This is a genomic window from Sphingopyxis sp. HIX (assembly GCF_001468285.1).
GTDB lineage: Bacteria > Pseudomonadota > Alphaproteobacteria > Sphingomonadales > Sphingomonadaceae > Sphingopyxis.
The window spans coordinates 12,856-24,641 of record NZ_LNSB01000022.1; the positions used below are offsets into that span (position 1 = coordinate 12,856).

The following is an 11,786-nucleotide window of genomic DNA, read 5'->3' on the forward strand; positions in this document are numbered from 1 at the left end:
CGCACGCTATGCGGTACGATCATGCCGTCAGCAAATACCATCTGCCTGGGCTTGCAATTGCTGCAGCCTCGCATTGTAGGCGTCCACTTGGCCTTGCCGCATATTCACTTCAGCCGATGCTGCGATGCCCGCAGCGCTGATGCCCACGCCCAGCACCGTAAAGCCCTTCGAGCCAAGAGCCTCCCAGCGTAGCGCGCCTCCTCCTAGGCCTAGTGCGGCCCAACTCGTCGCACTAGCCAGAATGTTGGCCTCATTGAGCGCATATTGCGCCATCGCTCTATCATATCGCAGCGCCGCCACATCGTTGTAGCGCCATGAATTGGCGTGATGATCTGGAAGATTACCTCGTGTTTCTGCGGCAAGGCTGTTGATGTCCGCGCAGAGCTTCTTGTCTTTGTCCTTTTTGGGTTTGGTCGCTGCTGGCGGAGGGGGCGGCGGCGGAGTCTGCATCATGAACGCGTTCAGCCCCAAGCCGAGCGAATTCATCTCCAAGCCCAACGATGCGCCGCCATTGCTTCCTACGCCGCTGCCTGTCCCGGTGACGACGATGATGGTTCCCGAGGGATCGACTTTGTTCACCGGGTCCGATCCGGCATAATTATACCAGTTGAGCCCGTCATTATATCCGATCGGGTCGGTCTGCATGAAGCGCCCCAGCGTCGGCGAGTACACCCGCGCCTTATAATACCACATGCCGATCTCGGGCAGCCAGCGCTGTCCGGTATATCCGAATTTGCCGATATTGGTGGAGGCGGGGATGCCATATTCGTCATATTTGTTGAGCCCCAGCGTCGCGCCCGCGCTGTCGGTCACGCTGAGCACGCTCCCGCGCTCGTCCGCCATCAGGAAGCGCCGCGTGGTGGCGCTGATCGCGCTTCCTTCGTACCAGACGATCGGATTGTCGATGCCGGGGCCATGGACGTAGCGGCGCTCGACGGCGTTCGACCCGTCATATTCGCCGATCGCGTTCGTTCCATCATATAGCAGGCGTGTCGTAGCACCTGCCTTCACCGTCTCGTAGAGCCGTCCGAGCGGATCATAGCCGAGCGTAGCACCGCCAGGGCCCGTCTTGAGCAGATTCTCGGCGGAATAGGTGAAGCTGTTCGTTCCGTCGCTGGTCAGGTTCCCACGCCCGTCATAACCAAATGTGGCCGCCCCGATGTTCGCGATCCGGTTGAGGCCGTTGATCGTGTAGCTGCGATCCACATTGTAATGCGCCTGCCATGCGTAAGCATCGTTGTTCCGGGTTACGCTCGTCTTCTGTCCCGCCGGATTGTAACCGAAGGTCTGGGTCAAATCGTGCGTCGTCGCGCTGCCGCCAAGATCGTTCGTCAGCGTCGACAGGCGCGACACCGGATCATAGCCGAAACTTTGCACGCTGCCGTTGCCAAAGGTCACGCTCGTCCTTCGCCCGAGGTCGTCATAGGCATAGCTTGCCAGTATGCCGACGCCCGACGTTGCGCCATTTTCTCGTATTTTCAGTACGTTGCCGGTTACATCATAGTCATAGTTGATCGTCAGCGCGCTGCCCGGATAGATCATGCTCGTGCGGCGACCCGCTGCATCATAGCCATAGGTAACCGTCCCCTGCGGTCCTACCTGCGTCAGGTTACGGCCGAGGGCATCATGCGTAAAGCTCAGCGTCTGGCTACCTTGCGCCGTACTGGCCGAACGGCCGAGCAAATCATAGGCATAGGTGATATCGGGTTCGGTGCCGGGCAAATCCTTCTTCGTCGGCCGATCGAGGTTGTCGAAGCTATAGGCGATGCTGGTCCCGTCGCGCAGTCGGCGGCTGGTGACATTGCCGTTCGCGTCATAGACCGATTGCTCGTAATCCGACGCATTGCTGACGCCCGATCCCTTTGTCGTCGAGGGATAGACGGTCTTCGCGAGACGGTCATGGCCGTCATATTCATAGCTCGTTTTATTGCCTTCGGCGTCGGTCACCGCCGCGACCCGGCCATTGGCCGTATAAGTCGCGGTCGACTCATCGGCTTGCTGCGCGGTACCATAGGCGCTCGTGACCTTGGTCTGCCGATCCATCGCGTCATAGCCATATTTGACAATCCGGTCGGGATCGCCGCCGCCCATCACCTGCTTGACTTGGTCGAGGCGTTGATGGTCGTAGCTATATTGTTCGGACGAATAGGTCGTGCCGCCGGCTGAAAACGAACGGGTGAGAGGCCGATCGATCGTATCAAAAGTGGTGGCCACCTGTTGCTGAGACGCGAAGGTATTCCATGCCGTGTCGCTCGCATCGATCACCGTGCCCATTTCGGCCAGGATCACGCGTCCCCTGGCGTCATAGCCATTGCGGATCGCCAATAGCTTACGCGCTCCCGCGCCATCGGGGTCGGGATCGACCACCCCGGTCAATTCACGGCCCGCATTATAGCGATAGACGCTCGTGTCATCGGTTCCGGCGAGCGGCCCGTCGACGCTGGTCCTGTTGCCGATGCCGTCATAGCCGGCGGTCGTGGTCACCGCCAAACTGCCACTTCCATTGCCCTCCGTGACCGTGATCGGCAGCCCATTGGCGTTATAGGCGATGCTCGTTTTGACTTCGTCGGCCGTGCCTGCGCAGCTCGCACCCGTCTGACAGCGCGAAATGCCGCTGATCACCGAAACGCCGCCAACCGTCGCATGGCTGAACGTCGTCATAGGCCGCGTCCCGCCAACGACCGCCGCGGGCAACAGGCTTGTCAGCAGGTTCCCCGTCGTGGAATCATAGGTGTAGTCGGTCTGATTGCCCTTGGCATCGCGGGTCCAGTTCGGTTTGTTGCATTTGGCGATGCTGATGCAAGACGCATCATAACCGGCGGTAAGCACGACATCCGCAAGGCCGCTTCCAGGCTTCGCAACGGAACGTTTTTCGGTCACGTTGCCGCGCGCGTCATAGACATATTTCTCCAGATTGCCCTCTGGATAGGCGACTTGGGTGAGCCGTGCCTTGTCGTCATACTGATATGTGGTGACACCTCCCGCCGCGTCGGTCATCGACGTCATGCGCTGCGATGTCAGGCTGAACTGATAAATCGTAGCATGCGACAATGGGTCGGTGACCGTGGTCGTATACACGTCGCCGGCCTCCGTGGAGCTATACATCGTATCGCCGGCCCCAGTTGTTACCTTATATACTTTGGCCGCGCCGCCGAAGCCCGCATGGGCGACCAGCATATCGGGAGATAGGCTTCCCGGCCTCTCTACACTGACGAGATTATTCCCGAAGTCCGTCGAAAAGATCGTCTGCCTGTTCAACGAATCCGTAAGCTTATGGTAATAAGTGAAATTCAGAGACGAGAAGCCATACTCTCTGTGCTGAGAAGCCATGACCCCGACTGAATTATTTACCGCATCAACCCTTGCAAGATCGTACCAATCCCATCGGTCGGAATAATTGTTGGATTTATAAGAAAAATCCATCCGGTATCCAAAATTGTTCCCGACACTTCTAATTCTGTAGAATTTTATGGAATTGCAGTCTGCTGCACTTTGACCGGGGTAGCATTGATACTGATCATACGTAAAAGTCAGCTTGTAACCGTTGGACTGCGTTACGGTCGTTGCATAGGCCCTCCAATCGAGCGATGCATCGTCCGCGATATGCTTGCCGATCAAGCGGTTGAAAAGGATCACGGTTCCCTCGGGGCCGGTGAACGTATATATATTGCCCGACAGCGTCAGCGTCGCGCCATCCCCCTCGGTCGATGTGAACAGACTGCCCGATTGGCTGAAATGGGCGTATTTATCTCCATACACCACGGTCAATCCCGCGGCCCCTCCAAAAAAACCGCGTTGGAGATAGGTCTCCAGATTTGCCCTCCCCATCGTGCTGGGGATGATCTGATAATAGACGAGAGCATCTTTTCCTTGGCCGATACTCAGTACCGGCCCCCTCAATTCGATCTTTCCATCGAGCAGGTCGACGCCATTGGCATCCATCGATTGCCGGACCGGGGGTGGAATCGTGACCTGCGCCGCCGCAGGCAGGCTGGCCAGCATCGTCGTCGCAAAAATGGTCGCACGCAATCTCTGGACGGCACGCCCGCCCGCCGGGATGACCCGCATATAGTCGCTCCAAACAATTTGAGAAAAAGCAGCCAGAAGTCGCCCGCCCGCACCGCCTAGGGCGGCGGGTTCGGCGAGTTCGTGGTCTTCAACCGCTTGCGGTTGTCGGCCTTGTCGTGCTCGTAATCGACGGTGACATTGTTGTTCACGGTGCCCGTGCGCACCACCTTCACCAGCCGCCCCTTGGCGTCATAGGTGTAAGTGATCGTCTCCGTCGCGCCCGCCGAGGCCGATAAAAGCGGCAGCGCAGCGAAAATCAGCGCGTAACCGCGGTATTTTGGGACCCCCATTGCTTCGCTCCTGGACGAATCGTCAATGTTCTGCACCACCGATGCTGCATGGCCTCCCGACTCCCGTCAATCTGTTCTTGGACAGGACTGGCACTATTCGTCGCAAACTACTCCTTAACGATGTTTACTTGTTGAACTATGTATCGGACCGCCGAAACGGTCTTGCCAGGAAACGCAGCGTTTCCACGCCTTCACAGCTTTTCGTCCTCGCATCCATTGACGCACCCCCCGCCCCCGCCCTAGCTTCCGCCTCCCGTCTTCATGGAGTTCCCCCGGTCATGAACAAGCTCTTCCGCACCGCCCTTCCCCTCGCCGCGATCGCCGCGGTGATCGCCGTCCCCGTCATCGCGCAGAACAGCGGCCCGCCGGGCGCGCCCGACAAGAGCCGTGTCGCCGCGGGCACTTACGTCGCCGACCCCGGCCACACGATGGTGGTGTGGGAGGTCGACCATTTCGGCTTCAGCAAATATTCGGGCCTCTTCGGCGACGTCGCCGGCACGCTCACGCTCGACCCCGCCAACCCCGCCGCGTCGAAGGTCGAGGTGACGATCCCCGTCGCCAAGGTCACTACCGCCAGCGCCGGCCTCACCGGCCACCTGCTGCGCGCGGGCAAGGACGGCGGCAAGCCCGACTTCTTCGGCGCCGCCCCCGCCGACGCCAAATTCGTCTCGACCAGCGTCGTCGTCGACGAAGATGGCGACGAGGCGAAGGTCACCGGCAACCTCACCCTCAACGGCGTCACCAAGCCGGTGACGCTCGACGTCGAGTTCCACGGCGCGGGCACCAACCCCTATAACAAGAAGGCGACCGTCGGCTTCAACGCCGAAGCGACCATCAAGCGCAGCGACTTCGGCATCGCCTACGGCATCCCCGCGGTCAGCGACGCGGTCGAGCTCGAGATTCACGCGGCATTCGAAAAGCAGTAAGCGCGCGCCAATCTGTCACACGCCGCCGCTAAGAATCGGGGCGCGGGCCGGGGTTCAAGACCCTCGGCCCTCGCCCCTTTTCTTTGCCTGCAGGAGCCCATGACATGAGCGAACTGGTACGCGAAATCGTCGAGATCACCGCCTTCGTCACCGGCGACGACGAGCATGAGCAGCTGACCGTCGAGGCCGAGGGCCTCGCCCCCACCGCGGGCTGGACCAACGTCCGGCTCGAGGCGCACATCTATATCGACTCCCCCGAGGACGGCTTCCAGGACTTCGACCTCGTCGGCGACCGCCCGTCGGAGACCTCGGCCGAAGTCCTCACCCCGGTCGAGGCCGCGTGGGAAGGTCCGCTCGAAGACTGGGTCCTCGGCGTCCGCGTCCATGGGATCGACAATATGATCGAGGAAGACTTGTTCGAATATGAGGATGAGGAAGAAGGCGAGGAAGCCGCCTGAAGCCTATCGCCGCCGGCTGTCGAAGGCCTCGACCACCGCGTGCAACGCGGCGCGCTCGGCGGGCGTCAGATCCTCCTCGCCCGCCAGCCGCCGGCACCGCTCGACGAGCTCACCCACGAAGCGCATGGTCATGCCATAGCGCAGCGCATGGCGCGCGCGCCAGCTTTCGAGACCGGGAAAACCGCGGACCTCCGCATCGTCGCGGCGCCGCAACACCGGCCACAAGGCCTCGAAGGCCATGAGCCCGATGCCCCGTTGCACGGCGACCTCGTCGATGTCCGATTGCGAACGCATTATACTGGCACTGCGGGCCTGCTAGCTCTGGGCTCAGACGCTGCGCATTTGAGATTGTGGATTCCTCCAACGATCTCACCGACCTGCTCATTGTCCTTCTCATTAGCCTTTCCGACGGCCGTCGATATGACTGTCGCCCGATGGTTGTTCTCAAATAGAAGTATAGAACTCTCCACTGTTGCCGATCGTATAATTACCACGGCCCCTTTTCCTCCTTGCGTCATCTCTCCCACAGAAAATCTCAAGTTCATTTTTTTCGATATTGCTCGAGCTTGGCCAGTGACAGCGTCAATCATCCCGTCTCTCTTGCATTCCAATCGCTGGAACACGTCTCTCACGCCATCGTCGCCGACGTCGCCGCACGACGCCAGAGGCGATGAAAAAATAGCTGCCAGTGCCAAAAAATAATGTTTTCTCAATTTGCACATCCAGCAATATATTTATCTGGTACCAGTTGACGTAACAATTGGTGAATTATCAAACCACCTACCATAATCCTGCATTCTAGATTTACTGTAGTGCGTGCCGTCTAACCACTCCTCGCGCCACGTCAGTTTTCGCGATCTTTGGGGAACCCAAGGATCGTGACATGTTAAACACTTTCTATGTACTTGCGCCGTTTGTCCTTGCCCCAAGCAAACAACATATTCTCCTTTCTCCCAGCACGCATCCTTACCCTCTGGAACAACCGTAGGGAACACTCGCCTCGGCGGTGGCGTCGAGGGATCGCGCTTCTTTGGAGCGGTTACGACAATGGTCTCACTTTCCGGCGCCTCGTAATGCCACATGCGGAAAAGGAAGATGCTTATGGAGGATTGACCTGTACGCTGCCTCGCCCGGCGAGCCTCGACGATAATCATCGGATCGTCCGGCATGGCATTGCCACCATATCCGGCGCCGTTGTTGTTCAACCCTCCCCCAGCTACCGGTATGCCTCGAATGCCGCTGACCACGATGTCCCCGGTGTTCAGCCCCATCGGATCGACGGAATTCACCGGATCGCTGCCGACATAATTATACCAGTTCATCCCGTCCTGATACCCGATCGGATCGGTCTGCATGAAGCGGCCCAGCGTCGGCGAATACATGCGCGCCTTGTAATACCACATGCCGATCTCGGGCAGCCAGGCCTGGCCGGTGTAGCCGAATTTGCCGGCGTTGCCCGCCGCGGGGATGCCATATTCGTCATAGCTGTTGAGCGCGATCGTCGCGCCTGCGCTGTCGGTCACGCTGACGATACTGCCGCGCTCGTCGGCCATCAGGAAGCGCCGCGTCGTGTTGCTCACCGCGCTGCCGTCGTACCAGACGATCGGATTGTCGGTGCCCGGCCCGTGCACGTAACGCGCGGTGATCGTCGAGGCGCCCTGATACTCCGCAATGCGGTCGGTGCCGTCATAGGCGAAGCGCGTCGGGGTCGGCGTCGCCGTGCTGTTGATCGCATTGAGCCGTCCGAGCGCGTCATATTTCAGATTGGCGCCGCCGGGTCCGTCGATCATCTGATTGTTGCCGTTGTAGACATAGGTCGCGCCGCCCGCGCCGGTCAGATTGCCGCGGCCGTCGTAGCCGAAGGGGCTGCCGCCCGCGCTCGCGATGCGGTTGAGCCCGTCGGCGACATAGGCCCGGTCGACGTTGTAGTGCCCGCCCCAGACATAGGCATCGTTGCCCCGCGTCACGCTGGCGATCTGGCTCGCGGGATTGTAGGCGAAGCTCTGCACCAGATCGTGGGTCGTCGCGCTGCCACCCAGATTGTTGGTGAGCGTCGCGAGCCGCGACGCGGCGTCATAGGTGAAGCTCTGCACGCTGCCGTTGCCGAAGGTCACGCTCGACCGGCGGCCGAGCGCGTCGAAGGCATAGGTGGCGAGCAATCCGACTCCCGAGGTCGCGCCATTCTCGCGGATCGCCAGCACGTTGCCGACGACGTCATAATCATAGTTCAGCGACAGCGTGCCGCCCGGATAGCCCATCGTCAGCCGCCGCCCCGCCGCATCATAGCTGTAGCTGGTCGTTCCCAGATGCTGCGTCTCGCTCGTCAACCGGCCGAGCGCGTCGTGCCCGAAGGACACCACCGCCGATCCGCCCTTCGTCGCGCTGACCGGCCGGTCGGTCAGGTCATAGGCATAGGCGATATCGTCGTTCGTCCCGGTCAGGTCGCGACTGGCGAGCCGCCCGAGGTCGTCGTAACCAAAGCCGATCGTCGCACCGTCGCGCAGCCGCCGCTGCGACACGCGGCTCGCCGCATCATAGGTCAGTTCCTCGTAATCGCTCGCATTGCTGCTGTTCGCGCCCTTGGTCGTCACCGGGTAGCGCGTCTGCACCAGCCGGTCGTGGCCATCGTAGATATAGGTGGTGCGGTTGTTCTCGGCGTCGATCGCATAAGACGCCCTGCCGTTGGCGGTATAGGCGATGGTCGTCTCGTCGGCCTGCGCCGCGGTACCATAGCCGGCCTGGACCTTGGTCACCCGCCCGGCGTCGTCATAGCTGTTCTTGACGATGCGGTCGGGACTGAAATCGTTCGGCACGGTCCCCTGCGTGCCGAGCGTGCAGGCGTTCGATGGCGGCGACGCGAAGATCGCCGGGTTCATGCGCTGCGCGGTGCATTCGAGCCGCATCGCACCGTCATAGCCATATTGGGTCAGCGCCTGCGTGGTGCCGCCCGCGACGAGCTTTTCGGAACTCACCTGCTTGGCGCCATTATAGGTGATATTGCGCGTCTGCTGGACGGTGAGCGCCGACACGTCGGTCGCGCCGCTCGCAACGGTGCCGTAATCCACCGCCGACAGCGCGCCGTCGCCGTCATAGGTGCGGCGCTCGGCGAGCGGGATCCGCCCGCTGCCGCCGTCGGGGTCGGGGTCGATCGTGCCCGTCACCTGCCGCGCCGCATTATAGGTCGTGCGCGCGGTATCCGCGGTCCCTGCCAGCGGCCCGTCGACCGCGGTGATATTGCCGATCGGATCGCGCGTATATTGCGTCGTCGCCGAGACCGAGGCGTCGCCCGCCGCGCGGGTGATCGCGCTGATGTGCAGATTGTTCGCGGTGCCGCTGGTACCATAGGCGACCGTCGTTTTCTGTTCCTCGGCGAGGCCCGCGCACGAGGCCAGCGTCGTGCATTCGGACGTGCCCGTCAGCCGCCAGATCGGCGTCGGCGCCTGCGCCAGCACGCCGCTGCTGTTCTTGTACCAGGCATAATGCTGGGCATAGCTGTAGCGCGTCTGCGGGCGCACCCCGCCGACGGTCGCCGGCGGCCGCGTCACGGTCAGCACGCCGCCGTGCACCGCGTCATAGGTGTAATCGGTGACCTTGCCATTGGTATCGGTGGTCGTCAGCGGCTTGTTGCACACCAGAGCGTTGGTACAGGTCGCGGCAAAGGTCGCCGAGGTGACGATCGACGCAAGCCCCGAACCGGGCTTCGCCGCGCGCGTCGTCTGCGTCACATTGCCGCGGCTGTCGTAGGTGTAACTGACCACATCGCCTTCCGGGGCGCCGATCGCATTGTAGGTGTTCTCGCCGCGCGGAGCATAGGAGGTGGTCTGCCCGAGCGGATTGGTGATGCTGAGCGTGCCGTAGTTGAACACGGTTGTCGCCTTCGACAGCGGGTCGGTGATGGTCGTTTCGACCTCGCCGTCGGCACCGATCCAGTAGCTATATTGCCACGTCTTCCCGTCGCGCGTCACGCTGGATACGCGCTTGTTGGCGCCGATTCCGCCGTGCGTTATCGTGACGTTATCGCTGCCGCTCGTCGGGCGCTTGATCGCCTTCAGATAGCCGGTGCTGTCGATCGTGTAGCGCGTCGCGCGACCCGCGGGATCGGTAACCGTGAACAATTTGTCGGTTCCCGACGTCGTGCTGCCATAGGTGACGTTGGGCCAGCTCTGCGTGAAGCTGCAATGGTCTGCCGACGGGTTGCAATAATCGACCGCGTTGTTGACTGCAGTGACCTTGACCACGTTCAGCCAGGCGCTGCGCGCGGCCGCATTGGCAAGGTTGCTCGCATCGTCGCTCTGATATTCGAGCTTCAGCTGATAGCCATTGGTGCTCGTCGCCGACTGCAGCCGTACGATCCGCGCGGTGCAATGCGCGCCCACCTGACAGGTCGGATAGGTCCCCGCGCGGCTCGTCAACGTCACCTTCTCGCCGTCGGGCTCGGTCACCTCGGCAACGCTGTCCTGCAACTGATTCTCGGAATAAGGGATTTGCCGGTGGAGCTTGATCACGCGCCCGTTCGCGCTGGTATAGATATGGCGCTGCGCAGCGAAGTCGTAGAACACACTCGACCCGTTCGCCACCGCAGGGGTATAGCCGTTCGTCGGATCGCCGTAAAAAATGTCGCTGTCGTTGCCATAGACGACCGTCAGCATGGTTCCGGTGTATGTCGTACGCACCGTGACATTGTCGAGCCAGCCATTCCCGCCCCAGAAGCGCGAATAGACCATGCCCGACCCTTCGTCGCCGATCGTCAGGTCGGTCGTCGACAGCGTGATCTGGCTGCTGCGCAGGTCGACGCCATTGGCGTCGACCATCAACTGGGTCGGCGGTGCCGGCGTGCCCGACATGTCCTGCGCCGCCGCGGGCAAGGCCACCCCACCGGCCAAAATCGTCGATGCGCCGAGCGCGATGCGCAGCGCTCCCTTGCCGCGAATCCGCAATGTCATTTCGATACCCCTGTCTGAAAAGTCCGACGCCGTGCGACTTGCGCCTCCTAGGGCGGCGGATTCGGCGAGTTCGTCGTCTTCAGCCGTGTGCGGTTGTCGGCTTTGTCGTGCTCGTAATCGACGGTGACATTGTTGTTCACCGTGCCCGTGCGCACCACTTTTACCAGCCGCCCCTTAGCGTCATAGGTGTAGGCGATGGTTTCCGTCGCATTAACGCTAGTAATTGTCGCCAATGTAGCAGCAATAGCTGCCGCCCTACGACTAAGCCGCATGACCGACTCCCAGGTTTTGGCCCTGACGCGACCCCAATCGAATCATGGACGAGTTTTTTACTTGGTCGACACTTGGCTATCGTTCGATTCTCCTGGCGTCAACTTGCCGTTGGCGGCAATCGGCGCGGCCGCGCAAAACCGCCGCCAACGCGTCCGCAGGTTCATCGCGCAGCCATATTCCTGCGCCTAGACCCTGCGATATCGGGAAGAGGAGGATCGATTTCATGAAGCTCGCCATCCTGTCCGCGCTGACCCTCGCAGCGTCGGCCGTCACCCCCGCCAGCGCGCGGAGCGCCCCCGCCAATCCGCAGATCGACTATCCGGGTTTCCAGGCGCTCACCGCCTCGGTCGCGCCGCAGCGCGCGGTGCGGCTGATGTCCTTCGACGCCTTCAAGGCTGCGGCGGCCAGGCCCGGCGTGCTGCTGCTCGATGCGCGGTCGAAGGACGCCTTCGCGCGCGGCCATATCGCGGGCGCGGTCAACCTGCCGCTCACCGACTTCACCGCCGAAAGCCTCGCCGCGGTCATCGGCGCGAACCCGGACCGCCCGATCCTCATCTATTGCAACAATAATTTCTCGAACCATCGGAGCCCCGTGCCGCTCAAATCGGCGCCGCTCGCGCTCAATATCCAGACCTTCATCAACCTCGTCGGCTATGGCTATGCCAATGTCCACGAGCTCGCCGACGTCGTCGATTTCGACGATCCCAAGGTCGGCTGGGTCAAGGGCTGAGCGCGCCGCCCCCGCGCAATTTTATCATTCTCCCCTTGCGCACCGCGACATTTTGCATCATTGGGGCGGCCATGCGCGGCAACGCCCTTCTTCTTCTG

8 protein-coding genes are annotated in these 11,786 nt (G+C 61.5%); 3 read left to right on the forward strand and 5 right to left on the reverse strand.

All coding sequences use genetic code 11. The features are described from left to right. Nucleotides 1–27: 27 nt before the first annotated feature. Nucleotides 28–4,068, reverse strand: coding sequence for an RHS repeat domain-containing protein (locus ATE62_RS11855; RefSeq protein ID WP_082662773.1), 4,041 nt, complete (start codon nt 4,066–4,068; stop codon nt 28–30). Nucleotides 4,069–4,124: 56 nt separating this feature from the next. Beyond that, nucleotides 4,125–4,358 carry a hypothetical protein gene (locus ATE62_RS11860; protein WP_231736251.1) on the reverse strand — a complete coding sequence of 78 codons (234 nt, stop codon included), beginning with the start codon at nt 4,356–4,358 and terminating at the stop codon, nt 4,125–4,127. A gap of 278 nt (nt 4,359–4,636) precedes the next feature. Here ATE62_RS11860 and ATE62_RS11865 point away from each other — a divergent pair, with 278 nt between their 5' ends. Then, nucleotides 4,637–5,284, forward strand: coding sequence for a YceI family protein (locus ATE62_RS11865; RefSeq protein WP_058807730.1), 648 nt, complete (start codon nt 4,637–4,639; stop codon nt 5,282–5,284). A 104-nt stretch (nt 5,285–5,388) separates the two neighbouring features. Further along, entirely contained in the window at nt 5,389–5,742 is a 354-nt protein-coding gene (locus ATE62_RS11870) for a hypothetical protein (RefSeq protein WP_058807729.1), read from the forward strand. 3 nt (nt 5,743–5,745) lie between these two features. On the opposite strand, the gene ATE62_RS11875 is transcribed toward ATE62_RS11870, so the two are convergent. The 3 genes from ATE62_RS11875 to ATE62_RS22905 form a co-directional block, all read right to left on the reverse strand. Beyond that, nucleotides 5,746–6,036 (reverse strand): hypothetical protein, encoded by a 291-nt coding sequence (locus tag ATE62_RS11875; RefSeq protein WP_058807728.1) that lies wholly within the window; start codon nt 6,034–6,036, stop codon nt 5,746–5,748. Nucleotides 6,037–6,476: 440 nt separating this feature from the next. Further along, a complete protein-coding gene (locus tag ATE62_RS11880) occupies nt 6,477–10,685 on the reverse strand; it encodes an RHS repeat domain-containing protein (protein ID WP_058807727.1) in 4,209 nt (1,402 codons plus the stop codon). 47 nt (nt 10,686–10,732) lie between these two features. After that, nucleotides 10,733–10,918 (reverse strand): hypothetical protein, encoded by a 186-nt coding sequence (locus tag ATE62_RS22905; RefSeq protein ID WP_082662774.1) that lies wholly within the window; start codon nt 10,916–10,918, stop codon nt 10,733–10,735. 263 nt (nt 10,919–11,181) lie between these two features. On the opposite strand from ATE62_RS22905, the gene ATE62_RS11885 reads away from it, so the two are divergent. Continuing rightward, nucleotides 11,182–11,688: a rhodanese-like domain-containing protein gene (locus ATE62_RS11885; protein WP_058807726.1), complete on the forward strand. Its 507-nt coding sequence runs from the start codon at nt 11,182–11,184 to the stop codon at nt 11,686–11,688. Nucleotides 11,689–11,786: the final 98 nt, after the last annotated feature.